27 protein-coding genes and 1 pseudogene (1 of these 28 cut by a window edge) are annotated in these 26,137 nt (G+C 65.7%); 25 read left to right on the plus strand and 3 right to left on the minus strand.

Going from position 1 to position 26,137, the window contains the following annotated elements:
• The first annotated feature begins 27 nt into the window (after window positions 1-27).
• From RJ527_13755 to thiD, 20 genes are all read left to right on the plus strand, one after another.
• Window positions 28-261 carry a hypothetical protein gene (locus RJ527_13755; GenBank protein ID WND75101.1) on the plus strand — a complete coding sequence of 78 codons (234 nt, stop codon included), beginning with the start codon at window positions 28-30 and terminating at the stop codon, window positions 259-261.
• A gap of 14 nt (window positions 262-275) precedes the next feature.
• Window positions 276-611 (plus strand): cell division protein ZapA, encoded by a 336-nt coding sequence (zapA, locus tag RJ527_13760; protein ID WND75102.1) that lies wholly within the window; start codon window positions 276-278, stop codon window positions 609-611.
• Window positions 612-868: 257 nt separating this feature from the next.
• Entirely contained in the window at window positions 869-1,462 is a 594-nt protein-coding gene (locus RJ527_13765) for a 5-formyltetrahydrofolate cyclo-ligase (GenBank protein WND75103.1), read from the plus strand.
• Window positions 1,463-1,496: 34 nt separating this feature from the next.
• Window positions 1,497-2,324 (plus strand): TIGR00282 family metallophosphoesterase, encoded by an 828-nt coding sequence (locus tag RJ527_13770; GenBank protein ID WND75104.1) that lies wholly within the window; start codon window positions 1,497-1,499, stop codon window positions 2,322-2,324.
• 167 nt (window positions 2,325-2,491) lie between these two features.
• On the plus strand, window positions 2,492-3,235 hold the full coding sequence (locus RJ527_13775) for a YebC/PmpR family DNA-binding transcriptional regulator (GenBank protein WND75105.1): 744 nt from the start codon (window positions 2,492-2,494) through the stop codon (window positions 3,233-3,235).
• Between the two features lie 46 nt (window positions 3,236-3,281).
• Complete coding sequence (ruvC, locus tag RJ527_13780) at window positions 3,282-3,785, plus strand: crossover junction endodeoxyribonuclease RuvC (protein ID WND75106.1); 504 nt, start codon at window positions 3,282-3,284, stop codon at window positions 3,783-3,785.
• A complete protein-coding gene (gene ruvA, locus RJ527_13785) occupies window positions 3,782-4,438 on the plus strand; it encodes a Holliday junction branch migration protein RuvA (protein WND75107.1) in 657 nt (218 codons plus the stop codon). The genes ruvC and ruvA overlap by 4 nt, the downstream gene beginning before the upstream one ends.
• Before the next feature lie 18 nt (window positions 4,439-4,456).
• Complete coding sequence (ruvB, locus tag RJ527_13790) at window positions 4,457-5,497, plus strand: Holliday junction branch migration DNA helicase RuvB (GenBank protein WND75108.1); 1,041 nt, start codon at window positions 4,457-4,459, stop codon at window positions 5,495-5,497.
• Window positions 5,494-5,931 carry a tol-pal system-associated acyl-CoA thioesterase gene (ybgC, locus tag RJ527_13795; protein ID WND75109.1) on the plus strand — a complete coding sequence of 146 codons (438 nt, stop codon included), beginning with the start codon at window positions 5,494-5,496 and terminating at the stop codon, window positions 5,929-5,931. The genes ruvB and ybgC overlap by 4 nt, the downstream gene beginning before the upstream one ends.
• Before the next feature lie 25 nt (window positions 5,932-5,956).
• Window positions 5,957-6,664 carry a protein TolQ gene (gene tolQ, locus RJ527_13800; GenBank protein WND75110.1) on the plus strand — a complete coding sequence of 236 codons (708 nt, stop codon included), beginning with the start codon at window positions 5,957-5,959 and terminating at the stop codon, window positions 6,662-6,664.
• A 70-nt stretch (window positions 6,665-6,734) separates the two neighbouring features.
• Entirely contained in the window at window positions 6,735-7,139 is a 405-nt protein-coding gene (gene tolR, locus RJ527_13805) for a protein TolR (protein ID WND78063.1), read from the plus strand.
• 11 nt (window positions 7,140-7,150) lie between these two features.
• Entirely contained in the window at window positions 7,151-8,098 is a 948-nt protein-coding gene (locus RJ527_13810) for an energy transducer TonB (protein ID WND75111.1), read from the plus strand.
• 38 nt (window positions 8,099-8,136) lie between these two features.
• Complete coding sequence (gene tolB, locus RJ527_13815; GenBank protein ID WND75112.1) at window positions 8,137-9,495, plus strand: Tol-Pal system beta propeller repeat protein TolB; 1,359 nt, start codon at window positions 8,137-8,139, stop codon at window positions 9,493-9,495.
• A gap of 208 nt (window positions 9,496-9,703) precedes the next feature.
• Complete coding sequence (gene pal, locus RJ527_13820) at window positions 9,704-10,216, plus strand: peptidoglycan-associated lipoprotein Pal (GenBank protein WND75113.1); 513 nt, start codon at window positions 9,704-9,706, stop codon at window positions 10,214-10,216.
• 182 nt (window positions 10,217-10,398) lie between these two features.
• A complete protein-coding gene (gene ybgF, locus RJ527_13825; GenBank protein ID WND75114.1) occupies window positions 10,399-11,520 on the plus strand; it encodes a tol-pal system protein YbgF in 1,122 nt (373 codons plus the stop codon).
• A 67-nt stretch (window positions 11,521-11,587) separates the two neighbouring features.
• Window positions 11,588-12,907: a tRNA lysidine(34) synthetase TilS gene (gene tilS, locus RJ527_13830; protein WND75115.1), complete on the plus strand. Its 1,320-nt coding sequence runs from the start codon at window positions 11,588-11,590 to the stop codon at window positions 12,905-12,907.
• A 106-nt stretch (window positions 12,908-13,013) separates the two neighbouring features.
• Complete coding sequence (gene ftsH, locus RJ527_13835) at window positions 13,014-14,951, plus strand: ATP-dependent zinc metalloprotease FtsH (GenBank protein ID WND75116.1); 1,938 nt, start codon at window positions 13,014-13,016, stop codon at window positions 14,949-14,951.
• Window positions 14,948-15,802, plus strand: coding sequence for a dihydropteroate synthase (gene folP / locus RJ527_13840; GenBank protein WND75117.1), 855 nt, complete (start codon window positions 14,948-14,950; stop codon window positions 15,800-15,802). The genes ftsH and folP overlap by 4 nt, the downstream gene beginning before the upstream one ends.
• A 37-nt stretch (window positions 15,803-15,839) precedes the next feature.
• Window positions 15,840-17,192 (plus strand): phosphoglucosamine mutase, encoded by a 1,353-nt coding sequence (gene glmM, locus RJ527_13845; GenBank protein WND75118.1) that lies wholly within the window; start codon window positions 15,840-15,842, stop codon window positions 17,190-17,192.
• 3 nt (window positions 17,193-17,195) lie between these two features.
• Window positions 17,196-18,011 (plus strand): bifunctional hydroxymethylpyrimidine kinase/phosphomethylpyrimidine kinase, encoded by an 816-nt coding sequence (thiD, locus tag RJ527_13850; GenBank protein ID WND75119.1) that lies wholly within the window; start codon window positions 17,196-17,198, stop codon window positions 18,009-18,011.
• Between the two features lie 8 nt (window positions 18,012-18,019).
• Here the strand turns inward: thiD and RJ527_13855 are convergent, their stop codons facing one another.
• The gene (locus tag RJ527_13855; protein ID WND75120.1) at window positions 18,020-19,474 is read right to left on the minus strand and encodes a PLP-dependent aminotransferase family protein; all 1,455 of its coding nucleotides are present in this window, start codon (window positions 19,472-19,474) and stop codon (window positions 18,020-18,022) included.
• Between the two features lie 140 nt (window positions 19,475-19,614).
• Between RJ527_13855 and RJ527_13860 the strand changes: the two are divergent.
• From RJ527_13860 to RJ527_13875, 4 genes and pseudogenes are all read left to right on the plus strand, one after another.
• Window positions 19,615-20,580: pseudogene (locus RJ527_13860) on the plus strand (threonine dehydratase).
• A gap of 52 nt (window positions 20,581-20,632) precedes the next feature.
• Window positions 20,633-21,703, plus strand: coding sequence for a tartrate dehydrogenase (locus tag RJ527_13865; GenBank protein WND75121.1), 1,071 nt, complete (start codon window positions 20,633-20,635; stop codon window positions 21,701-21,703).
• Between the two features lie 13 nt (window positions 21,704-21,716).
• Window positions 21,717-22,220 carry a GNAT family N-acetyltransferase gene (locus RJ527_13870; protein ID WND75122.1) on the plus strand — a complete coding sequence of 168 codons (504 nt, stop codon included), beginning with the start codon at window positions 21,717-21,719 and terminating at the stop codon, window positions 22,218-22,220.
• A 171-nt stretch (window positions 22,221-22,391) separates the two neighbouring features.
• Window positions 22,392-23,786, plus strand: a complete 1,395-nt coding sequence (locus RJ527_13875) for a tetratricopeptide repeat protein (GenBank protein ID WND75123.1) — start codon at window positions 22,392-22,394, stop codon at window positions 23,784-23,786.
• A gap of 8 nt (window positions 23,787-23,794) precedes the next feature.
• On the opposite strand, the gene RJ527_13880 is transcribed toward RJ527_13875, so the two are convergent.
• Complete coding sequence (locus RJ527_13880) at window positions 23,795-24,523, minus strand: GNAT family protein (GenBank protein WND75124.1); 729 nt, start codon at window positions 24,521-24,523, stop codon at window positions 23,795-23,797.
• 93 nt (window positions 24,524-24,616) lie between these two features.
• On the opposite strand from RJ527_13880, the gene greB reads away from it, so the two are divergent.
• Window positions 24,617-25,180 (plus strand): transcription elongation factor GreB, encoded by a 564-nt coding sequence (gene greB / locus RJ527_13885; protein WND75125.1) that lies wholly within the window; start codon window positions 24,617-24,619, stop codon window positions 25,178-25,180.
• Window positions 25,181-25,192: 12 nt separating this feature from the next.
• Here the strand turns inward: greB and RJ527_13890 are convergent, their stop codons facing one another.
• Window positions 25,193-26,137: the 3' portion of a PrpF domain-containing protein gene (locus tag RJ527_13890; GenBank protein ID WND75126.1), read on the minus strand. It continues 189 nt past the right edge of the window; only the last 945 of its 1,134 coding nucleotides appear in the window; its start codon lies beyond the right edge, outside the window; its stop codon occupies window positions 25,193-25,195.

The raw sequence follows: 26,137 nt of genomic DNA on the forward strand, positions 1-26,137 counted from the left end.
TATTTTTAGTTGGGTCGGGGGGTATGTGTGGCGACTATCAGTAAACCATCACGAGTGGACCGTGCCTTCGAGCGGCTGGAAGGCGCCTTGTCGCGCCTGGAAAAGGCCGTGCAGGCGCGCGGGAACGCCGCCGCGGCCGGCGACGGCGGCGACACGGCGGCATTGCGGGCGGAGAACGCCCGCCTGCAAACCGTGACCGAGGAGGTCAAGGGCCGTCTCGACGGCGCCATTGGCCGCCTTGAAAAAGCTCTCGAAGGCTAGGGTCGGATCGCGCCATGGCCCATGTCACCGTCACCATCAACGGACGCCAGTATCAGGTCGCCTGCGACGATGGGCAGGAAGCGCACCTGTCACGGCTCGGCAAGTATGTCGACAACCGTGTTCAGGAACTGGTCGCCGCCGTCGGTCAGGCCGGCGACGCCCGGCTTCTGGTCATGGTCAGCCTGCTTCTCGCCGACGAACTGTCCGACGCCTATGCGGAACTGGAATCCATCAGCCGCAAAAGCGAAGGCGTCGCCAAGCTGATCGAATCCGAGGAAAAGGTCAGCCGCACCCTGGAAAATATCGCCGACCGCATCGAAGGCATTGCCGTGGGGCTTGAACAAGCCTAACTTCCGCTCAGGCGGAGCGCTGCGGAGCGCGTTAGGCACATTATCCCTGGGGCGATGCGTCCTTTAAGGGTGCTGTCCCTGCCGGGTTGCACGGGTTCGTCCTGGACGCTCGGTATCACGGTGCCCAACCTGTTGAGAGCAGGCCACGGAGGATCTTAACGCCGACGGCTACTGCGGCACCGCCGACTTTTTTCGTCTCGGGCATTGTTTGGATATTGTTACGGCACCCGAATTTCGGGCGCCGTCATCAAGTCATTATGGATCTCCTCGAACAAAAGCGTCTCCTGCGCAAAGAAGCCGCCGCCCGCCGTGTTCGCGCGCGCGCGGACCTGGGCTCCGGTGTCGCCACCGCCGTGGCCTGTCATGCCGTGGCCTTGGCGCAGGGGTTGGGGGAGGCGGCCCCGCCGGGGCATGTTTCGGGCTATCTCGCCATGCAGGACGAAATGGATGTCCTACCGGCCATCCTGGCCCTGGCCGCGTACGGCTGGCGGGGATGCCTGCCGGTGGTCGTCGGCAAGGCGCGCCCGCTCCTGTTCCGGGCCTGGTCGCCCGGGGCGAAGCTGGCGGACGGCGTGTTCGGCACCCGCCATCCTGCGGACGGGGCGGAAGACGTGCGCCCGGACCTGCTTCTGGTGCCGCTGCTCGCCTTCGACCGGGCCGGCTACCGGCTTGGCTGGGGCGGCGGATTCTATGATCGTACCCTTGCCGAACTGCGACAATCCGGCACTCCCGTGACCGCGGTCGGAGTCGGTTATGCGGCCCAGGAAGTTGACGCCGTGCCGCGGGACCATTACGACGCACGCCTGGACTGGGTGGTGACGGAGGAAGACATCATCCGGATTACGTCGTGACGCCCCGATAAGGCACTAAGGACAAGGTCGGTTAATGAAAATCATGATTGTCGGGGATGTGGTCGGTCGCAGCGGCCGGGACGCCGTGGCCAAGCACCTGCCGGCCCTGCGCGCGCAACTGGACCTCGACTTCGTCATCGTCAACGGCGAGAACGCGGCCCATGGCTTCGGCATTACCGAGGCGATCTGCAACGATCTGTACGCCCAGGGGGCGGACGTCATCACCACGGGCAATCACGTGTGGGATCAGCGCGAGATCATGAACTACATCGACGGCGACGACCGTCTGCTGCGTCCCCTGAATTTCCCCGCCGGCACGCCCGGCAAGGGGGCCGGCGTGTTCGACGCCAAGGACGGCCGCAAGGTCATGGTCGTGCACGCCATGTGCCGGCTGTTCATGGACCCGCTCGACGATCCCTTCGCCGGGGTGGATGAAGCCTTGAAGAACCACCGTCTGGGCGCGGCCAGCGGCCGCGGCAACGTCGACGCCATCCTGCTCGACCTGCACGGCGAGGCGTCGTCGGAAAAGATGGCCATGGCCCATTTCCTGGACGGTCGCGTTTCCGCCGTGGTCGGCACCCACACGCACGTGCCGACGGCGGACGCCCAGGTGTTCAAGGGCGGCACGGCCTATCAGACGGATCTGGGCATGACCGGCGATTACGATTCCGTCATCGGCATGCAGAAGGAAAACGCCACGGCGCGGTTCACCACCAAGCTGCCGCAGGGCCGGTTGGAGCCCGCGGGCGGCGAGGCGACCTTCTGTGCCATGTACCTGGAAACCGACGACGCCACGGGTTTGGCGACGCGGGCCGAGCCCGTGCGCCTGGGCGGCCGTCTGGCGCCGACGGTGCCGGGATAGCCGGCAGACCTGAAAATCAACCTTTTCCTTGGCCTGCGGCCTTTCACGGCGGACGAATTCTTGCCATATTGCGGGCCTAGCTTCACCGCCGGTGACACTCGCGCCGGTCCCATCATTTGGGTATAATCCCGACGAATCGCCACGACATATAGGGGGTTCCCGCCAAAATGGCTGGTCATTCCAAATTTAAGAACATCATGCACCGCAAAGGCCGTCAGGACGCCAAGCGGGCAAAGGTCTTCGCCAAGCTGGGCCGCGAAGTGACGGTCGCCGCGCGCAACGGCCCCGATCCCAACTTCAACGCCGCCCTGCGTTTGGCCGTCGCCAACGCCAAGGCCCTGAACATGCCCAACGACGTCATCAACCGGGCGATCCAGAAGGCCCAGGGCAACGATGCCGAGAATTACGAGGAAATCCGTTACGAAGGCTATGGCCCGGGCGGGGTCGCCGTGATCGTCGAGGCCCTGTCCGACAACCGCAATCGCACGGCCTCGGAAGTCCGCACCGCCTTTTCCAAGAACGGCGGCAACCTGGGCGAGACGGGCAGCGTCGCCTTCATGTTCGACCGGGTCGGCCAGATCACCTATCCGGCCGCCGTCGCCGGCGCCGAGGCCATGTTCGAAGGCGCCTTGGAAGCGGGGGCGGAGGACGTGGAATCGGACGATGACAACCACACCATCACCTGCCAGCCCGACGATTTTGCCGCCGTGCGCGACGCGCTCGAGGAACGCTTCGGCGAACCGGAGGAAGCGCGCCTGGCGTGGAAGCCGCAGAATTCCATCTCCGTCGACGAAGGCACGGCGCAGACATTGTTGAAGCTGATCGACGCGTTGGAAGACAACGACGATGTGCAGCGCGTCGCCGCCAACTTCGAGGTCGATGACGAGATCATGGAAAGGCTGAGCGCCTAAACCGTAAAGCGGACGCCACAGGGATACGGAGCGGAATGGAACACGGATGCGGCTGATCGGGTTTGACCCGGGGTTGAAGAACACCGGATGGGGCGTCATCGAACACGCCGGCAACCGGCTTCGCTATGTCGCCGACGGTGTTGTGTCCTCCGATCCGAAGGCCAGTCTGGCCGAACGTCTGGTGCAGCTTCATGACGGATTGGTCGAGGTCATCCGCGCCATGGCCCCGGTCGAGGCGGCGGTCGAAGAAACCTTCGTCAACACCAATCCGACGACGACCCTGAAACTGGGCCAGGCCCGCGGCATCTCCATGCTGGTGCCGGCCCTGGCCGGTCTGCCGGTGTTCGAATACACCCCCAACCTCGTGAAAAAGACCGTCGTCGGCACCGGCCACGCGGCCAAGGAACAGGTTCAGATGATGGTGCGCACGCTGTTGCCGGGAGCGGCCTTCAAAAGCGCGGACAGCGCCGATGCGCTTGCCGTCGCCATCTGCCACGCCCATCACCGCACGGCGCCCGGGCACGCCGCCATGGCGGGGGCGGCCCGGTGATCGCGCGGCTGAAGGGCCTGGTCGACGCCGTGGGAACGGATACCGCCGTCATCGACGTCAACGGGGTCGGCTATCTGGTTCATGCCTCTTCCCGGACCTTGTCGCAGATGGGGCAGGGCGACGCGGTGGCGCTGTTCATCGAAACCCATGTGCGCGAAGATCACATCCACCTTTACGGTTTCCTGCGTGCCGACGAACAGGACTGGTTCCGCCTGCTGACCACCGTGCAGGGCGTGGGCGCCAAGGTCGCCCTCGCCATGCTGTCGGCGTTGACCGGCGACATGTTGCTGCAGGCCATCGCCGCCGGGGACAAGGCGGCGGTGTGCCGTGCCCCCGGCGTCGGGCCCAAGCTGGCGCAGCGCATCCTGCACGAGTTGAAGGACAAGGTCGGCGCCCTGGCCCTGGGGCCGGCGGCGGCCAAGGGAGGCGTTGTGCCGTCCCCGGGCGCGGCCAAGCCGGAAGCCGGCGACGCGGCGCAGGATCTGCTGCGCGACGCCGCCTCGGCCCTGGTCAATTTGGGCTATACCCCGTCGGAGGCCCTGGGGGCGGTGTCCCGCGCCGCCCAGGCGTCGGACGCGGCTCTGACGTTGGAAGCCTTGATCCGCGCCGGGTTGGCCGAACTTGCCCCGAGCGATCAGCGGCGGGGGGCCTAGGCCGTGGCGGAAGAACGTATGATCCAGCCCGAAGTCGTGGGTGACGACTTCGCCGCCGATCCCGGCCTGCGCCCGCAGGTGCTCGACGATTTCGTCGGCCAGGACCAGGCGCGCGAGAACCTGAAGGTGTTCATCGAGGCCGCGCGGTCGCGTGGCGAAGCGATGGACCATGTCCTGTTTTTCGGCCCCCCGGGGCTGGGCAAGACCACCTTGGCGCAGATCGTCGCCCGCGAACTGGGCGTGGGCTTTCGCGCCACCTCGGGCCCGGTGGTCGCCAAGGCGGGCGACCTGGCGGCGATTCTCACCAACCTGCAGCCGCGCGACGTGCTGTTCATCGATGAAATCCACCGCCTCAGCCCGATCGTCGAGGAAATTCTCTATCCCGCGATGGAGGATTATCAGCTCGACCTGATCATCGGCGAGGGGCCGGCGGCGCGGTCCGTGCGCATCGATCTGCCGCCCTTCACCCTGGTGGGGGCGACGACGCGTTCGGGCCTGATCACCACGCCGCTGCGCGACCGTTTCGGCATTCCCGTGCGGCTTAACTTCTACAGCCCGGAAGCGCTCGAAGGCATCGTGCGCCGGGGGGCGGCGCTGCTGGGTCTGGACTTGACGGCCGAGGGAGCGTTGGAGATCGCCCGCCGGTCCCGCGGCACGCCACGGGTCGCGGGCCGCTTGCTGCGCCGGGTCCGCGATTTCGCCGCCGTCGACGGATCCGGGTCCGTCGACGCCCGGATCGCCGATGCGGCCCTGACGCGGCTTGAGGTCGATCAGCGCGGGCTCGACGCCATGGACCGCCGCTATCTGACCTGTATCTGCGGCAATTACGGTGGCGGGCCGGTCGGCGTCGAAACCCTGGCCGCCGCCCTGTCGGAACAGCGCGACACCATCGAGGAAGTGATCGAACCCTTCTTGATCCAGCAGGGGTTATTGATGCGCACGCCGCGCGGCCGCGCCGTGACGCCGGAAACATTCCGGCACCTGGGGCTCGACCTGCCGCCGGGCGCGCCGCAACTCGACCTTCTTTCCGCCACAAGTGGGTCGGAGGATGGCGCGTGACCGGAACAGGAGAAACGCCCTGCCACCGCATGCCCGTGCGTGTCTATTACGAGGACACGGACGCCGGCGGCATCGTCTATTACGCCAACTACCTGCGCTATGCGGAGCGCGCCCGCACGGAGCTTCTGCGTGAACTGGGATTTGAAAATTCCGCGATTTTGGCGCAGAAGGGCGTCGCGCTTGCCGTACGCCGGGTCAGCGCCGAATACCTGAAGCCGGCGCGGCTGGACGATGCGCTCAGCGTCGAGACGCGGGTGCTGGCGGTGCGGGGGGCGACCGTGGAGATGGCCCAGGTGGTGCGCCGAGACGACGAAGACCTGGTGCAGATGAGCCTGACGCTTGCCTGCATGAACTCGGCCGGACGGCCCGTGCGCCTGCCGGCCGAAGTGCGAATTGAAATGGCCCGGATCGCCGACGTCGGCGCGGGGCCTTAAGAAAAACGGAACGAGACGGACAAAGATGGAAAATCAAGCGGTCGAAGCGATGGCCCTGGCGGGCTCGACGAACCTGGATTTCTCGGTCGTGGCGTTGTTCATGAAGGCCGACCTGGTGGTCAAGTGTGTCATCCTGCTGCTGGTGTCGGCATCGATCTGGTGCTGGGCGATCATCTTCGAAAAACTGTTGTCCGTGCGCCGCCTGAACAAACGGACGGACAAATTCGAGGACCGTTTCTGGTCCGGCGACAGCCTCGACAGCCTGTATGACAAAATCGGCAGCCGGCCCATGGACCCCATGTCCGCCGTGTTCGCCGCCGCCATGCGGGAATGGCGGCGCGCGTCGCCCAACGGCGGCGGATCGACAACCCTGGCCCAGCGTATCGAGCGGGTCATGCAGATCACCGCCGACCGGGAAATGGATCGTGCCGAACGCTATCTCACGTTCCTGGCGACCACGGGCAACACGGCCCCCTTCATCGGCCTGTTCGGCACGGTCTGGGGCATCATGAATTCGTTCCAGTCGATCGCCATTTCCAAGAACACGTCGCTCGCCGTGGTCGCGCCCGGCATCGCCGAGGCCCTGTTCGCCACGGCGCTGGGCCTTCTCGCGGCCATTCCGGCGGTTATCGCCTACAACAAATTCTCCCGCGATCTGGACCGTTATGCCGGGCGGCTCGAAAACTTCTCGGGCGAGTTCTCGGCGATCCTGTCGCGCGAGTTGGACACCTAGGGCGGGGAGCGGGAACGTGGCCGTCACCATACAGCGGACCTCGCGCCGGCGGCGCAAGAACCGGGCGCTGATGAGCGACATCAACGTCACGCCGTTCGTCGACGTGATGCTGGTCCTGCTCATCATCTTCATGGTCACGGCGCCGCTTTTGACCGTGGGCGTCCAGGTCGACCTGCCGGAAACCAAGGCGGGCGCCGTCAGCGGCCAGGACGAACCGCTGGCCGTCAGCGTCGACGCCGGCGGGCAGATCTATATTCAGGACACGGCCGTCGACTTGGACACATTGGTGCCAAGATTGCACGCTATCACCGGCAACAATCCGGACATCCGGATCTTCGTCAGAGGGGATAAGGCCATCAATTACGGACGTGTCATGGCGGTGATGGGGCAGATCAACGCGGCCGGCTACCGGCGCGTGGCGCTGATCGCGCAGGAACCGGGCAAGGCGGCGAAACGCCCGCCTGCCAAGAAGTAAGCCGGGGCCCCTTGCGGACCGCACTGATCACATCCGTCTCCCTGCACGTGGGTTTGGTGCTGGCCGCCTGGCTGGGCCTGCCGTTCAACAAGATCACGCCGTTGCATGAAGAGCAGCCCATCTTCGTCGAGATCGTCGACGTCGACGAGATGCGCAACGCGCCGCCGATGCCGGTTCAGGAAGCCCCGAAAAAAGAGGCCAAGGCCGAACCGCCCAAACCGCCGACGCCGCCCAAGCCGAAACCGGCGCCGCCCACGCCCAAGCAGCCCGAGATCGCGGCCCTGCCGCCCAAGCCCGAGGCGGAGCCCGAACCCCTGCCCAAGGCGAAGCCGGAACCCAAGCCCGAACCGGAGCCCAAGAAGGAGGCGGAGCCCAAGCCCGAGAAGAAGCCGGAGCCGCCCAAACCGAAACTGGCCCAGGTCGAGGTTCCGAAGAAGCCCAAGAAACCGCAGAAGCCGACCTTCGACACGGCGTCCGTGCTGAAGACACTTGAGAAGATCAAGCAGCAGCCGACGCCCAAGCCCGAGGAAAAGCCTGAGAAGAAAGTGTCGGAAACGCCCAAGGACGACACCATGGCGCGCATCCGGGCGGCCTTGCAGAACAATTCCAAGTCGATCAAGTACGACCCGGACAAGAAGGTTTCGCAGCTTGAGATCGACCAGTGGCGCACGATGATCCGTAACCAGGTATCCAAGTGCTGGTCGCCGCCATATGGTGCGCCGGGGGCGGAAAAGCTGAGGCCGGAACTGCGCTTGACGATGAATTCCGACGGCACCGTGCAGTCGGTCGAGGTCGAGGACACGGGGCGGATGTTCACCGACCGCTATTTCCAGGTCGCCGTCGAGGCGGCCCGCCGCGCGGTCCTGGACCCGCGCTGCAACAAGTTCAACCTGCCGCCGGACAAGTATCATGTCTGGCGCGATCTGAAGTTCATATTTGACCCGAGCGGAATGCTGTGATGACCATTAGGCCGATGATTATGCCCGCTAAATTCGCAATGAAGACCTTTGCCCCGCTGATCGCGCTGTTGGCTTTCGCCGCGGCGTTGAGCGACGCTCGACCGGCGCGCGCCGAGATCACAATCGACATCACCCGGGGCAACGTCGAACCGCTGCCTATCGCGGTCACCGACTTCGTCGGCAAATCCGGCGCCGCGGCCCGGGCAGGGCGCGACATTGCCGGCGTGATCGCCGCCAACCTGGAGCGTTCCGGCCTGTTCAAGCCGATCGACCCCAAGGCCTTCATCCAGTCGGCGGGGGCGCTCAACGCGCTGCCCCGGTTCGGCGATTGGCGCGTCATCAACGCCCAGGCCTTGGTCCAAGGCCGCACCGAGGTTGTGTCCGACGGGCGGCTGCGCGTCGAATTCCGCCTGTGGGACGTGTTCTCGGAACAGCAGATGATCGGCCTGGCCTATTTCACCGTGCCCGACAACTGGCGGCGCGTGGCGCATATCATTTCCGACTCGATCTACAAGCGGATTACCGGCGAGGACGGCTATTTCGACACGCGCATCGTCTATGTCGCCGAACAGCCCAAGGACGCCAAGGGGGTCGGGCGCAACCGCCTGAACCCGTTCGGCAAGCGGCTGGCGATCATGGACCAGGACGGGGAAAACCACCGCTTTCTGACCGACGGCACGACCCTGGTGCTGACACCCCGGTTCTCGCCGACGTTGCAGGAAATCACCTACATGTCCTATTTCCGCAACAACCCGCGCGTCTACATCTTCAACATCGACACGGGACGCCAGGAAGTCCTGGGCGACTTTCCCGGCATGACCTTCGCGCCCCGGTTTTCGCCGGACGGCAAGAAAATCATCATGTCCATGGCCAAGGACGGGAACTCGGAAATCTACGTCATGGACCTGCGCACCCGCGTGGTGCGGCAGCTGACGTTCCATTCCGCCATCGACACCTCGCCCAGCTTTTCGCCCGACGCCGACCAGGTCGTCTTCAACTCCGACCGCGGCGGCAGTCAGCAGCTTTACATCATGGACGACCGTGGCAAGAACGTGCGCCGCATCAGTTTCGGCAATGGGCGCTACGCCACGCCCGTGTGGTCGCCGCGCGGCGACCTGATCGCCTTCACCAAGTTGTCGGGCGGGCGGTTCTTCATCGGTGTCATGAAGCCGGACGGATCGGGTGAACGGCTTTTGGCCGAGGATTTCAAGATCGAAGGGCCGACCTGGTCGCCGAACGGCCGCGTGCTGATCTTCTATCGCAAGGGCAGGTCGGAAAAGGACGGCAGCGGCGGGCAGTCGAAGTTGTGGTCCATCGATTTGACCGGGCATAACGAACGCGAGATTCCGACCCCCATGGATGCGTCCGACCCAGCGTGGTCGCCACTTATTCCCTGACGTCGGGAAATGTTGTGACAGTGATCATACAAAAAGACATTTCGCGCATGCAAAAATGCAGGGTCTCAGAACGCCTTTGAACTTAAAAAGTACTTGGAATCAGAACGCTTAACCGTTAATACATCACACGAACGGCCTTTTTTTAAAGGCCAAGCAGATTTCACCGTCGGCAGCCCCGGCGGATTTGCAATGCACTAAAACCCGACAAATGGGGGATTACATGCGCTTTAAAGTTCTCGGAATGGTCGCCGCTCTTGCTTTGGCAGTTTCGGCCTGCGAATCCACGTCAGGGTCGGGCGCCGGCGCCTCCGGTTCTGGCCAATCTATCACACCGCTGCCGGCCGCCGCGCCGCTGGCGTTGAAGGACCAGTTCGTCGTTGACGTCGGTGACCGCGTGTTCTTCGCGTTCGACCGTTTTGATGTCGAGCCGGATCAGAAGAAGGTCCTGGACGTTCAGGCCGCTTGGCTCAAGAAATACAGCTCCGTGACGGTCACGATCGAAGGCCATGCCGACGAACGCGGCACGCGGGAATACAACTTGGCGCTCGGCGAACGCCGCGCCAATGCGGTGAAAGAATACCTGATCTATCTCGGCATCGACGCCAAGCGGATCAAGACCGTCTCCTACGGTGAGGAACGCCCCGTGGCGCTCGGCTCCGACGAAACCGCCTGGTCGCAGAACCGCCGTGGCGTGACCGTCGTGACGGGCCCCGGTTCCTGATCCTCGGGCTGACCGTCTAGCGTTTCTAGGGCGCTTGTCCGGCCGCGGATTGCGGGATGGGCAAGCGCCTTAGTTTTGCCTAAAATTCCTGGGATTACGGGCATTCAGTCTGCGGCCGCGAAACCATCGTTTCGGATCGCCGCGCCCGTTTCAACCGCGACAACAGGGACACGCGAATTCCCATGCGTCTGATGACCTTCCCGACCGCCCTGACCTTGCTTTGCCTCGCCGCTGTTCTGGCCGCCGCCGTTCCGGCCCGGGCCCAGGACGCGCAGGCCCTGTCGCAGCGTCTCGAGCGGCTGGAGCGGGATATCCAGACCCTGTCGAAAATGGTCGTTCGCGGTCCGGGGGCGGTCCCCGCCGCCGATCTGCCGGCCGCCGCCAAGCCGGCCGAGCCGATGCCCAATCTGCCGCAGAACGCCGTGGCGCGCATCGGCGTGCGGCTCGACACGCTGGAAAACGAACTGCGGGACGTGACCGGGCGGATCGAGGAAATGACCTACAATGTGGATCAGCTGACGGCGCGGGTCGATCGTCTGGTCACCGATATGGATTTCCGGCTGTCCGGTCTGGAACAGCAGGGCCGCGGTCCGGGTGCTTCCACGGCCATGCAGCCCGGCGCGGCCGGGCCCCAGGCCAACGCGGCGCCGACCCCGGGCGAGGTCCGCATCATCGGCCGTCCCGCGGGCACCCTGGGTCAAATCAACCCCGACCTGGTCAAATCCGCCACGCCGTCGGGCAAACCGGAGGCGGCCAATGCCGCGCCGTTGGGCGTCGGCGGGCCGGTTCAGGCGGCGCCCATGCCGGCCCCCGCCGGTGCCCCCAACCCGGCCGCCGTCACGCGCGTTCAATCGCCGCAACAGGCCGCCGCCGTGCCCCAGACCGGCGCGGCACAGGGCCCGGTGCTGCCGGACGGCACCGCCGAGGAACAGTACAAATTCGCCTTCGACCTGTTGCGTAAGCACCAGTTCGACCAGGCGGAAGCGGCCTTCAAGGAATTCCTGGGCAAGCACGATGGCGGCGCGCTTTCAAGCAACGCGCGCTATTGGCTGGGCGAAACCCATTACGCGCGGGCCGAATACGTGAAGGCGGCCGAAGTCTTCCTACAGGGGTTTGAAAAGGACCCCAAGGGCGGCAAGGCGCCGGACAGCCTGCTGAAGCTGGCCATGTCGCTGGGCCAACTGGGCCAGAACAAGGAAGGCTGCGGCGCCATCGACAAGCTGTTCGCCGATTTCCCCAATGCCAACAGCTCCCTCAAGCGCACGGCCACCCGCCAGCAGCGGCAAATGAACTGCAAGCAGTGACCGGCTCGGCCTGACGCCGCGCCAGGGTTCACGGACCTGCGCCCTCTGGAGACAGCCCGGACGGCAGATGATGACGGCGACCGCTCATCCCCTTTCAAATGACGATGCCGACGGCCTTGGCCGCCGGTTTGCCAAATCGATGGACCGTCTCGGTCCGTTCGAGACCGCCCCCCATCTGGCCGTCGCCGTTTCCGGAGGTGCGGACAGCACGGCCCTGGCCTTGCTGGCCCAGGACTGGGCAGCAGAGCGGGACGGGCGGGTGACGGCGCTGATCGTCGATCACGGGCTGAGGGGGGGCTCGGCGGCGGAAGCGGCGGGGACGGCGGCACGTCTCCAATCCCTCGGCATCGTGGCGCATATCCTGACCTGGGACGGGGCCAAGCCCGCCGCGTCGGTGCAGGCCGCGGCGCGGGCGGCGCGCTACGGGCTGTTGCGGAATTGGTGCCGGACTGCCGGGGTGCTGCATCTTCTGGCCGGGCATCATGGCGATGATCAGGCGGAAACCCACGTGATGCGGCAAAGCCGGGGCGGCGGCTTCGGCGCCGCGGGGATGAGCGCCCTGGTGAGCTTTCCCGAACTGCGCCTGCTGCGCCCGCTTCTGGGTATCCGCCACGGCGCCCTGACAGCCTATCTCGCGGCGAAGGGTGTCGCCTGGATCGAAGACCCTTCCAATGCCAACACCGATTTCGAACGGGTGCGTATCCGGCGGCGTCTCGTGACCGATGCGGGGCTGGCGGATCGGGCGCTTGCGGAGGCGCATGCGGCGGGAGTGGCGCGCCAGAAGCTCCAAGATGCCGTCAACCGGGCGTTGGCGGAAACCGTTTCCCCGCATCCCCTCGGCTTTGCCGATCTCGACCGCCGCGCGTTCGCTGGCCTGGCCCCCGATGTGGCGGGGCGTCTGGCGGCCCGGCTGGCGCAGGTTCTGGGCGGAGCCGATCATGCCCCTCCGGCGGCGCGGGCGGATCGCCTGGCCCGGCGCATCGCGGGGGGCGGGGCCTTTCCCGGTGGCAGCCTGGGCCGCTGCCGGTTCCTGGCTGACAAGGCCGGATGTATCGTTGTTTGCCGCGACGGGCGCGGACTGCCCGCTCCGATGGCGGTCTCTGCGGGCCGTGTGGCCAGTTGGGATGGCCGCTTCGCCATCGTTCTGCCGGCGGGCATCTCCCCGGGGGTGGTGCTCGCCCCCCTGGGACCCGAGGGCTGGCGCCAGATTCCCAAGGACATGCGCCGCGCGTCCGGGCTGCCCTCCGCCGCCGCGCGCACGTTGCCGGCCCTGTTCGAAAACGGTACTCTCCTGGCCCATGCGGTGCCCGGCGGCGGCGCGGAGGGGCTCTCCATTCGCTTCCGGGCAAAAAATACCTTGGCCTTTAACGGGTTTTGTATTGCGTGAGGGTTTCGGAGTACTATCTCTGGAAGAAGGGCCCTGTGGGCGCTGCATGTGGCGTCGATACGTCGTCCCTGCGGCCTTCGTCCAACCTCTTAAAAGGACTTAATCGTTGAATTTCAGCCGGAATTTCGCCCTCTGGGTCATCATCGCCTTGCTGGTTTTTGCCCTGTTCAACCTGTTCCAGGGCACGCCGCAACGGGCCGTGCAGAACGAATTGGCCTTCACCGACTTCCTCAACAACGTGGAAAGCGGCGAAGTGCGTAATGTCGTCATCCAGGGGCAGTCGATTTCCGGCAACCTGCGCGACGGCCGCCATTTCACGACCTATGCCCCCGACGACCCCACGCTGGTCACCCGTCTGCGCGAACAGGGCGTCAGCATCAAGGCCAAGCCGTCCGATGAAAATTCGCCGACGCTGTGGGGCATCCTGATTTCCTGGTTCCCCATGTTGCTGCTGATCGGGGTGTGGATTTTCTTCATGCGCCAGATGCAGTCGGGCGGCGGCAAGGCCATGGGCTTCGGCAAGTCGAAGGCCAAGCTGCTGACCGAAAAGGCGGGCCGCGTCACCTTCGAGGACGTCGCCGGCATCGACGAAGCCAAGCAGGAACTTGAGGAAATCGTCGAATTCCTGAAGGACCCGCAGAAATTCCAGCGCCTGGGCGGCAAGATCCCCAAGGGCTGCCTGCTCGTCGGCCCTCCGGGGACCGGTAAGACGCTGCTGGCCCGCGCCATCGCCGGCGAGGCCAATGTGCCGTTCTTCACCATTTCCGGCTCCGACTTCGTGGAAATGTTCGTCGGCGTGGGCGCATCCCGCGTGCGTGACATGTTCGAACAGGGCAAGAAGAACGCGCCCTGCATCATCTTCATCGACGAAATCGACGCCGTCGGACGCCATCGCGGCGCCGGTCTCGGCGGCGGTAACGACGAGCGCGAGCAGACCCTCAACCAGCTGCTGGTCGAAATGGATGGGTTCGAGGCCAACGAAGGCGTCATCCTGGTCGCTGCGACCAACCGGCCCGACGTTCTCGACCCGGCGCTGCTGCGTCCGGGCCGCTTCGACCGTCAGGTCGTGGTGCCCAACCCGGACATTCTGGGCCGCGAGAAAATCCTCAAGGTTCACATGAAAAAGGTGCCGTTGGCGCCCGACGTGGACGCCAAGATCATCGCCCGTGGGTCCCCCGGGTTTTCCGGTGCGGACCTCGCCAATCTGGTCAACGAGGCGGCCTTGCTGGCCGCCCGCGCCGGGCATCGCGTGGTCACCATGAGCGACTTCGAAAACGCCAAGGACAAGGTCCTGATGGGGGCGGAGCGCCGTTCCATGGTCATGACCGAGGAAGAAAAGCGCCTGACCGCCTATCACGAGGCCGGGCACGCCATTGTCGGTATCTACGTGCCCAAGCACGATCCGATCCACAAGGTGACGATCATCCCGCGCGGCCGTGCCCTCGGTCTGACCATGTCCCTGCCGGAGCGGGACCAGTTGAGCCAGTCCCAGGTTCAGCTTGAATCCAAGCTGGCCATGGCCTTCGGCGGGCGCACCGCGGAAGAACTGATCTTCGGCAAGGAAAACATCACCACCGGGGCCGGCGGCGACATCCAGCAGGCGACCTACATGGCGCGGCGCATGGTCACCGAATTCGGGTTCTCCGACAAGCTGGGCCGGCTGCGCTATGCGGATAACGAGGAAGAGGTGTTCCTGGGCCATTCCGTGGCGCGCCAGAAGAACGTATCCGACGCCACGGCGGCGCTGATCGACGAGGAAGTGCGGCGTCTGATCGACGAGGCCGAACACCGGGCCCATAAGATTCTGACCGAGCACATGGACGAGCTCCACCGTTTGGCCGAGGCCCTGTTGGAATACGAAACCCTGACCGGCGACGAAGTCAAAAAGGCCATGCGCGGCGAAGCCATCACCCGCGAGGATGACGGCGGTTCGACGCCGACGGAAGGGTCCGGCCGCAAGGCGTCCGTGCCCGACGCCGGCAAGGGCCGCAAGCCCAAGGGAAGCCCGGGCGGGTTCGGGCCGGAACCGCAACCGGAATCGTGACCGCGCCCGTTTCGGCGGCGCCGTCGTTCGCGGGCCTGGCCCTCGACCGGCCGCGCCTGATGGCGGTGATCAACGCGACCCCCGACAGCTTTTCCGACGGCGGCGAGGCCTTCGCCCTTGAGGACGCTCTCAACCGGGGCCGTGCTTTCATAGCCGAAGGTGCCGATATCCTGGACGTCGGCGGAGAATCGACCCGCCCTGGGGCAACGCCGGTCTCCGCCCAGGAGGAAATCCGCCGCGTCGTGCCCGTGATCGAGGCTCTGGCGGCCGAAGGGGGCCTGGTATCCATCGACAGCCGCCGGGCCGAGGTCATGCGCGCCGCCGTAAAAGCGGGAGCCCGCATCATTAACGACGTGTCGGCGCTTCAAGGCGAAGGGGCGTTGGATGCGGCGGCGGACCTCGGCGTGCCGGTGATCCTCATGCACATGCAGGGCGAGCCCGGCACCATGCAGGACAATCCCACTTATGACGACGTGGTGGCCGAGGTGCGGGATGGTCTTCTGGCCCGCGCCCGCGCCTGTCGGAACGCAGGCATCGCGGCCCAGGACATCGCGCTCGACCCCGGGATCGGCTTCGGCAAGACCGTGGCGCATAACCTATCGTTGCTGGCAAACCTGGACCGCCTGACCGAGACCGGCCATCCCGTGGTTTTAGGCGTGTCGCGCAAAAGCTACATCGCCAAGATCGACCGCGACGTGCCGCCCGGCGAACGGGTCGCGGGTTCCGTCGCCACGGCGTTGGCCGCCTGGGACCGGGGCGTGCGCATCTTCCGGGTCCACGACGTCGCCGAACACCGTCAGGCGTTGGCCGTTTACCGCGCTATTGCGGAGACCGGCGGGAAGGGTTCATAAGGGGCCTGTTAACCACCGCTTTGGTACAAATTGAGCCATGACACGCAAACTGTTCGGCACCGACGGCATCCGCGGCACCGCCAATTCCGACCCCATGAACGCCGAAACGGCGCTCAAGGTCGGCATGGCGGCGGGGGCGCAGTTCATTCGTGGCGACCATCGACATCGCGTGGTGATCGGCAAGGACACGCGGCTGTCGGGCTATCTGCTGGAGCCGGCGCTGGTCGCCGGGTTCGTTTCCGTCGGCATGGACGTGATCATCGTCGGCCCGATCCCGACGCCCGCCATCGCCATGTTGACGCAGTCGCTGCGCGCCGACCTGGGCGTCATGCTGTCGGCCTCGCACAATCCCTACCACGACAACGGCATCAAGCTGTTCGGGCCCGACGGTTACAAGCTGTCGGACGAGATCGAGATCGAGATCGAGGCCCGCATGGCCGGCGACCAGTCGGCGGATCTGGCGCCGCCGGACAAGTTGGGCCGGACCTGGCGTCTGGACAGCGCGCGCGGGCGTTACAATGATTACGTCAAGCGCACCTTCCCACGGGAACATACCCTCGACGGGCTCAAGGTCGTGCTCGACTGCGCCAACGGTGCGGCTTATCGCGTGGCGCCCGAAGTCCTGTGGGAATTGGGAGCCGAAGTCATTTCGATCGGCGTCGATCCCGACGGCTTCAACATCAACAAGGATTGCGGGTCCACGAATACCGAGGCCATGCAATCCCAGACCCTGGCCCATGGTGCCGACCTGGGGATCGCGCTCGACGGTGACGCCGACCGGGTCCTGGTCTGTGATGAAAAAGGCGACATGGTCGACGGCGACCAGATCCTCGGCCTGGTCGCGCGCAACTGGCTGGAACGCGGCATCCTGAAGGGCGGCGGCGTGGTCGCCACGGTGATGTCCAACCTGGGCCTGGAACGGTTTCTGAACGACAATCTGGGCCTGGGGCTGGAACGCACCCAGGTCGGCGACCGCTACGTGGTCGAGTACATGCGCGCCAAGGGCTTCAACCTGGGCGGGGAACAATCCGGCCATATCATTCTGGGTGACTATTCGACGACCGGCGACGGTCTGATCGCTGCCTTGCAGGTATTGTCCGTGGTCAAGAAATCCGGCCTGCCGGCCAGCGAGGTCTGCCGCCCGTTCGAACCGCTGCCGCAGCTTCTCAAGAATGTACGGTTCGACGGGGCGTCACCGCTCGAGGCGGCAATCGTGCAGGACGCGATCAAGGACGCCCACGCCACGCTGAACGGCAAGGGGCGTTTGCTGGTCCGCCCGTCGGGCACGGAGCCGCTGGTCCGTGTCATGGCCGAGGGCGAGGACGATGTGCTCATCACCCGGGTGGTGGACGAGCTGATCACCCTCCTGGAAACGGAAGTCCGGACCTAACCCATGCAACTCAAAGGCCGCGTGCTGATCATCGCCGGATCGGATTCCGGCGGCGGTGCCGGAATCCAGGCGGACATCAAGACGGTGTCGGCGCTGGGCGGTTACGCCATGACCGCGATCACCGCGTTGACGGCCCAGAACACCCTGGGCGTCACGGGAATCCAGGCCGTGCCCGCGGACTTCGTCGCCCAGCAGATCCGCATGGTGATGGAAGATTTGGGCGCCGACTGCATCAAGATCGGCATGCTGCACCGGGCCGAGGTCGTCCTGGCCGTCGCCGATGCCCTGGCCGAAACCGCGGCGGGCGTCCCGGTGGTTCTGGATACGGTGATGATCGCCAAGGGCGGCCATGCGCTGCTCGACGACGATGCCGTTGACGCGTTGAAGACCCGTTTGCTGCCGGGGGCGGCCCTGGTTACGCCCAACCTGCCCGAAGCCGAAGTGCTTACGGGCCTGCCCGTGCGAACGGTCGAGGACATGATGGATGCGGGCGAGGATATTCTGGCATTGGGTGCCAGGGCCGTGCTGATGAAGGGCGGGCATCTGGACGGCGACACGGTGACGGACCTTCTGGTTACAGCCGATGACTGCTTGGGTTGGGAAGGCCCCCGCATCGATACGCCCCATACCCACGGCACGGGGTGCACCCTGGCCAGCGCCTGTGCCGCCGGGATTGCCCAGGGCCTGGACCTGATCGACGCCGTCGCCCGCGCCCATGCCTATGTGGTGGAGGCGATCCGCACCGCGCCCGGACTGGGGCGAGGCCACGGCCCTCTGAATCACGGGTTCGCGGTCACGCCCTTTGATCCGAAAAATTAGCTGATTGCTTAGACGTAGGTCGGCTCGGCCATGTGGCTGGTCGCGCCCGCCACCTCGGCGATGATGCCAAGCGCCCGCTCCAGTCGCTGGCGGTCCTGCTCGGCGCCAAGGCAGATGCGCACATGCGGTCGGTCGGGGCGGTGGCGTTCGTCCATCACGAAGGCGTTGCCCGGGGTTACGGACACGCCGCGTTCCAGCAGCCGGGTGCGGAACTCGGGCCCGGTGAACCCGTGAGGCACCGGCAGCCAGGCATGCAGCGAGCGCGGGTGGGTGCGGAGCTCAAGGTGGCCCAGGCGGCGCACCAATTCCTTCTGGCGGCTTTCGACCTCGCGGCGTTGCTGGGCCATCATCTCGTCGGCTTCGCCGCCGCGGATCATCTCGCTGGCGATTTCGACGGCCAGCGGCGAGGCCATCAGGGTCGACGAGCGCAAGGCGTTCACGAACGACGCCATGAGGCCCTGGGGGACCAGGACATAGCCGACGCGCAGGCCCGGCGACACGGCCTTGGACAGGCTGGTCACATAGACGGTGACGTCCGGCGCGAGGGTATGAAGGCGGGGCGGGGCGTCGTCCACAAGAAAGCCGTAGACATCGTCCTCGATCACGAACACGCCGTACTTGCGGGCGATCTCGGCGATCTGGCGGCGGCGGTCCTCCGGCATGATGCTCGCCGTCGGGTTCTGCAACGTCGGCAGCAGGTAGAGCAGGCGGGGCGCGCGGTCGCGGCAGGCCTGTTCGAAGGCGTCCGGAATCAGACCGTGTTCGTCCATGGCCAGACCCTCGACCCGTAGGCCGAGCGGCGCCGCCGTCACCTTGACCCCGGGCCAGCTCAACGCTTCGGCGAGGATCAGGTCACCCGGTTTGGCCAGGGCCATCAGCGCCGTCTGGGTCGCGGCCTGCGCCCCCGGCGCGATCAGGATGTCTTCGGCGCGGGCATTCACGCCCAGGCCGGTCAGCCATTCCGCGCTTGCCTCAAGATGCGGGCGCAGACCGTTGTGCGCCTGATAGCGGGAAACCGCTTCCCACACCGCTTCGTGGTTGACGCGGGCGATGGCGCGCTGGGTCAGGGCGCCGACACCTATGGTCACGGGGTAGTTGGAGGCAAGCTCAAGCCCTTCCGAACCCATGAAGTCCGTGCCGTACATGGCGTTGTACGGCGAGGCGACCAGATCGACGCTGTTGCGCAGTGCGTCGATGTTATGGTTGAGGGACGGTGCGGGGACACGGTCGGCGGGGGCGGTGATGAAGGTGCCGCGACCGACCTCGCCGCGGGCCAGGCCGCTGCGTTCCAATTCCTGGTAGGCGCGGGTCACGGTGCCCAAGGTCACGCCCAGGTCATAGGCCAGATTGCGTTGCGGCGGCAATTTGGTGCCCGGCGTCAGGTCGCCCGTTTCCAGGGCGTCGACGATGGCGTCGACGATCGCCTGGTACTTGGGGCCGGCACGGCCACGCAGTTCGGGCATCCAGATTGTCATGGTGCGATTTTAGATATTGTATCGATTGCGTGTCAATTGTATTGAGTTAATTGATCAATGTTCGGGGTTAATGCGGAATTGATGGGTGACAATATGCGGACAATGTTGGGGGACGCTTCATGGATTGGATGACCCTGCCGGAGCTTAAATCCGCCCGCGAGATCGTCAGCACCCATGTGCCCCCCACGCCGACCCACAACTGGCCATTGCTTGACCAACGCGCCGGCGGCGAGGTTTGGGTCAAGCACGAGAACCATTCACCCGTCGGCGCCTTTAAGGTGCGGGGTGGTCTTGTTTACCTCACGCGACTAAAGGCCGAACATCCGGATCTTGCGGGGGTTGTCTCGGCGACCACCGGAAACCATGGGCAAAGCGTCGGCCGGGCGGCCCGCATGGTTGGCCTGCCGGCAACCATTGTCGTGCCGAAGGGGAACAATCCGGGCAAGAATGCCGCCATGGCGGCGCAGGGCGTCGATCTGATCGAGCATGGCGATGATTTCCAGGCGGCGAAGGAATTCGCCGAGGGGCTCGCGGCGGCGCGCGGTCTGCATATGGTGCCGTCGTTCCATCCCTGGCTGGTCCAGGGGGTGGCAAGCTATGGGTTGGAGTTGTTCGAGGCGCAGCCGGACCTGGATACGGTCTATGTCCCCATCGGTCTGGGCTCCGGCATCTGCGGCGTCATCGCGGCGCGCGATGCGCTTGGTTTGAAGACGGAGGTCGTCGGTGTCGTCGCCTAAGGCGCGCCCTGTTACGCGCTGTCGTACGAAGCACGCCGGGTGATCGCGACCAACGGCGTCGCGACCATTGCCGAGGGATTGGCCGTCCGTCAGCCGGACGCCCTGGCGCTTGACATCATCTGCGCGGGCGCCGCGCGCATCGTCACGGTTTCCGACGAAGAGATTTCCGCCGCCATGGCGGCTTATTTCACGGACACCCATAATCTGGCCGAAGGCGCGGGAGCGGCGACCTTGGCGGCCCGTCTTCAGGAACGCGACGCCATGGCCGGGAAGAAGACGGGCGTGGTGCTTTCCGGCGGCAACGTGGACAAGGATTTGCTGGTCCGCGTGCTTGCCGGAAAAGGGGCGGGGGGCTAAAACCGTTGTCCCGCCCGATCCGCGGCAGAAAGAACCAAAAAGGGAGCCATCCATGTCCACCAACGCCTACCGCATCGCCGTCATCCCCGGGGACGGCATTGGCAACGAAGTCATGCCCGAAGCGCTCCGCGTGCTCGAGGTGATCGGCCGCAAGCACGACCTGTCGTTCAAGTTCGACGAATTCGACTGGAGCTGCGAGCGCTACGCCAAGGAAGGTGCCATGATGCCGGAAGACGGGCTGGACACCATCAAGGGCCATGATTCGATCCTGCTGGGCGCCGTCGGCTTCCCGGGCGTGAAGGACCATGTCTCGCTTTGGGGGCTGTTGATCCCGATCCGCCGCCAGTTCCAACAGTACCTGTCGCTGCGCCCGGTCAAGCTCATGGAAGGCATGCCCTGTCCGCTGGCAAACCGCAAGCCGGGCGACATCGACTTCCTGGTCGTGCGCGAAAACAACGAAGGCGAATATTCCGACATCGGCGGACGCGGCAATGTCGGCACGCCGGAAGAATTCGCGACGCAGCTGTCCGTGTTCACCAAGAAGGGCTGCGACCGCATCATCCGCGTCGCCTTCGAACTGGCCCGCACGCGCAAGCGCAAGAAGGTCACCTCGGCGACCAAATCCAACGGCATCAGCATCTCCATGCCCTATTGGGACGAACGCTTCGCGGCGATCGCATCGGAATATCCGGATATCGAGACCGACCAGTTCCACATCGACATTCTGACGGCCCATTTCGTGCGCAACCCGGATTGGTTCGACGTGGTCGTCGGCTCCAATCTGTTCGGCGATATTCTGTCCGACCTGGGGCCGGCCTGCACCGGCACCATCGGCATCGCGCCGTCGGCCAACATCAATCCCGAACGGGATTATCCGTCGATGTTCGAGCCGGTTCACGGCTCCGCCCCCGACATCGCGGGCCAAAACATCGCCAACCCCATCGGCCAGATCTGGTCGGCGGCGATGATGCTCGACCACCTGGGCCAGAAGGACGCGGCCGACGAGATCGTGCGCGTCATCGAACAGGTGGTCGCCGGCGACGGTCCCAAGACCCGCGACATGGGCGGCACGGCCTCGACCCAGGAACTGGGCGCGGCCATTGCCGAGGCGCTGTCCTCTTAAGGGACGTGCGGGGATGCCGGACGCGGTCATCACGACGGTCACCGGCGGCCCGGACCTTGATGCGGTGCGGGAAATGTTCGCCGAATACGGGGCCGACGTTTCCCGCGCCTACTGCCTGAAAGGCTTCGACGCCGAGCTGGCGGGGCTGCCCGGGGCTTACGGCCCGCCCCGGGGGGCTCTGTTGCTTTTGCGCGCGGACGCCGCCGCCGCCGGCGCGGTCGGTGTCCGCGCTCTGTCCGAAGACAGGGCGGAAATGAAACGCCTGTACGTGCGTCCGGCCTGGCAGGGCCAAGGCTTCGGCCGCCGGTTGGCCGCGGCCGCCGTGGGCCATGCCCGGGCCGCCGGGTTCCGCGCGCTCTGTCTGGATACCCTCGATCACATGAAAGGCGCGCAGGCCCTCTACCGCGCCATGGGATTCGCCGAAATCGCGCCTTATCACGGCGACACGGCCCCCGGCATGCGGTTCATGGAATTGACCATGTCGGCCCAGGACGCCGGATCGCCCCGGAAATCCTAGGTCCACCTTAGGGGTGGTGAATGATTCCTCCTTTTTTACCAATTGTTTACCCCAATGGTTTTCACTATCCTTGAGTTGATCCAGACGTGGCGCCGCCATCCTGGGTATTTTCCGGCGTTTTCTTGGGAGTGAACGCCGGGGCGGCGCGTGTCTTAGCTGCGGGAGAGGATCATGACCGGTCGACGTCTTATGGCGCGGTTTGCGTTTGTTGCGGTGGCAACCGTGGGCATTGGTGCCTGTGGTGCCTTGCAGGAATCGCAGATCTTCACGGACACCTTCTGGGCGGGAAGCCCCCTGAAGCAGAACGACGAGGCCGAACTGGGCATCGCCGAACTGGCCAAGGGTAACTTCGTCACCGCCGAAAGCCATTTCCAGAAGGCCTTGCAGGCCAACCCGAAGGATGTTGACGCGCTGCTTGGTGCCGGCATCCTCTATCAGAATACGGGCCAGATCACGAAGTCGCGCCAGATGTACGAGGCCGTGCTGGCCCTGCGTCCGGAGGAATCTCAGCAGTTCGTTGTGTGGAACAACCTGGCGACGCGTCCGGCGTCGCAGATCGCCAGCGTCAACCTGTCGTTGCTCGATTCCGGCGAAGTGCCCAGCGCCGTGCGTCTGGGCCAGGCCCCGGCCGGGTTCCCCGGCGCCCCCGCCACCGTTTCCGCGTCGCCCACGGGCCGCGCCCCGGCCACCTCGTTCGGCGCGCCGCCGCCCATGACTTCGGCCCAGCCGCAGCAGGCCATGGCCGCCCCCGCCATGCCGGTGACCACCATGGATGCCTACTCCGGCGGCGACCAGAACGTGATTTCGCGCTTTTCGACCATGCGCGCCCTGAAGGATCAGGGCCTTGTCACGCCGCAGGAATATGCGACCCGGCGCCAGGCCAATGTCGGTGCCCTGTTACCGCTGACCTCGCCGCCGTCGTCGGCAGGGCTGGACCGGCCCGTGCCGACCACGGAACAGATTTCCGGGCGCCTGCGCGCCATCGGCCGCGCGCTGGAACTGCGGGCCATCTCCGTGTCGCAGCATGCCGCCGAACGCAACATGATCCTCGATGCCCTGATGCCGGCGGCACCCGTGCGCCTGGTCAATCCGGCGCCGCCGCCGCAAGGTCTGATGGAGGCCGCCGACATGGTGCGCCGCCTGGAACAACTGCGCGACAGCGGCTACATCTCGTCCGACGAATACACCCGTGAACGCGCCGCCATCGAAAAAGCCATGCAGCCGGAAGCGCCCAAGATGGTGTCGGCTCAGGCCGCCCCCACCAGCCTTGTCGACAAGGACAAGGCCGAGAAGATGGAAAAGCCGAAGGGCCCGCAGCCGGGTGTGCACCTCGCGTCCTATCGCTCGGAAAAGCAGGCGGAGGACGGCTGGAAGCTGATTCAGCGCCGTCACCGCACCGTGCTCAAGGATATGGAGCATGAGGTTTCCAAGGTCGATCTTGGCAAGAAGGGCGTCTATTACCGCCTCAAGGCCGGGCCGCTGAAGTCGGCGGGCGAAGCCAAGGGAATCTGCGCCGACCTGAAGAAGCGCCGCCAGTTCTGCGAACCGTCGACCGTCGGCGGCTGAACGTCGCCTTAGACCGCTTTGGAATCTTCCGTTCTTAGGCCCTTTGTCAGTTTCGACAGCGCGCGGCGCTGATTGCCGTCCGCATCGAAATTGTCCGGGCTGAGCCAGGATTCATGCGCCGCCTTGATGGCGGGCCACTCCGCATCCGTAATCGCGAACCAGGCGGAATTGCGGCTGCGGCCTTTGACCACCATATGGTTGCGGAACAACCCTTCATAGGAAAAGCCCAGGCGCTGCGCCGCCCGCCGCGACGGCGCGTTGAAGCCGTTGCACTTCCATTCATAGCGCCGGTAGCCGAGCGTATCGAAGGCATGAGCCATCATCAGATACATGGCTTCGGTTGCGAGAACGGTGCCCTGAAGGGCGGGCGAATAGGCGATGTTGCCGACCTCGATGACGCCGTTCGCGGGGTCGATGCGCAGGTAACTGGCGACGCCGAGGGCCTTGCCCGACGCGGGGTCGACGATCGCGAAGAACAGGGGGTCATCCCCGGCTTCGGCACCGGCCAGCCAGGTCCGGTATTCGGCGAATTCAGCGAAAGGCCCGTAGGCCATGTAATCCCACATGCGGCCGTCCGTGTCGGCGGTGTTGGCCTGCCACAGGTCCTCGCCATGGGCATCGGCGGACAGGGGCTCCAGGCGGCATCGCGGGCCGGTCAGGATGTCGCGGCCGGGGCGGGGGCGGGGTGTCCACTGAGGAAGCGGGGGGCCGAGGGGGCGGTCGGTGGTATCGGTCATGGCCGGGAAAATCTCCTAAGCGTTGATTGGGCGCTTGTATCCCGCGCGCTTGCGCTAGAATAGGTCCATTCCGGGCCACGCGAGAGGACCAAGGTGAGCAAGGCATTCGTGAACGAGGACGCGGCGGCGGAAGTCGATCTTGAGGATGAGATCGACGACGGCCCCGTGCTGCCGGCGGGATCGCGCAATCTGCTGACACCCGAGGGCCACGCGCGCCTGCAGGCGGAGCTCAAGCATCTGCGCCATGTCGAGCGGCCCAAGGTGGTCGATATCGTGTCCTGGGCCGCGGGCAACGGCGACCGCTCCGAAAACGGCGACTACATCTACGGTAAGAAACGCCTGCGCGAGATCGACCGCCGCCTGCGCTATCTGATGAAGCGACTGGAGATCGCCGAGGTCGTCGATCCGGCGCGCCAGACCAATCGCGATCAGGTGTTCTTCGGTGCCTGGGTGACCTTCGAGAATTCCCGTGGCGAGACGCCGACGGTGCGCATCGTCGGCGTCGACGAGGCGCGGCTGGAGGAAGGCGAGATCAGCTGGGTCTCGCCCATGGCCCGCGCCCTGATGAAGGCGGAGGAAGGCGACGTGGTCGCCGTGCGCACGCCTCAGGGCCTCGACGAGGTCGAGGTCATCCGGATTTCATACGCGGGACCGTGACGGGCGATCTGCCTAGGGGTGATAGACGTGCCCGTCCATGATGCGCCGGAAAGTGCGGTAGGCGGAGGTCGAGACCAGATTCCACGACCCGTCCGCGTTCTTCTTGGCATCGGCGCGGGTCGCCAGCACCCCTGACGGATTGCCGATCTTGAGGTCCCCCTTGGTGTCCAGATTGACGGCCATCTCGTTCAACAACGTGCCTTCGACGACCAGACCGGCGGAAATGCTCATGGCCCCCGTGACCTGAACCGCCCGGTGGATGTTTTCCATGGAGGCGACGCGCACCGCGATGGTGTAGTCCTCGGCGGCGATCTCCGTCCCCGCCAGGGTCTTGTAGGCGACCGGCGGGGCGATCAGGGCGACCCGGGGCGAGGCCTGGGCGGCGGCTTCCGGCGTCGCGGCCAGGCCGGCGCGCACGGCGGCGTCGCGGCGCACGTATTCCATGCCCGCCATGACCTCCTTCATGTCGTCGATGGCCATGGGCGATTCCGCGCAGGTCAGGCCGAAGGCGGCGGCGGGGACATAGACGCAGACCGAGGCGGCATCGACGATCGAGCCGGGGAACTCGCCGAACCCGGGGGCGGAGAAGGTTTCCTGCGGCTTGCCGGTCGGCAATACGCCGCGCCCGGCGGTGCCGGCCGGATCCATCCAGTCGAGGCGCATGGGCGCCCCCGTTCCGGAGACGCCGGGAATCTCCATGTCGCCGGTCGAGACGGCGCGGCCGTCCTGGACGGTGAAATGCGCGTGCACGACCTTCCTGGTGTTGGTGTTGAACATGCGCACCATGGCCGGGCCGTCCGCGACGGGAAAGATGCCTTCCTCGACGGCGAAGGGGGCGACGGCGGAGGTCATGTTGCCGCAGTTGGACGACATGTCGACCACGTCGTCGCGGATGCCGATCTGCGCGAAGGTATAGTCCACGTCGGCATCGTTGCGGGTCGAGCGTTCGACCCACAT

Source organism: Thalassospiraceae bacterium LMO-SO8, from assembly GCA_031655335.1.
In the GTDB taxonomy this organism is placed as follows: Bacteria; Pseudomonadota; Alphaproteobacteria; order Rhodospirillales; family Casp-alpha2; genus UBA1479.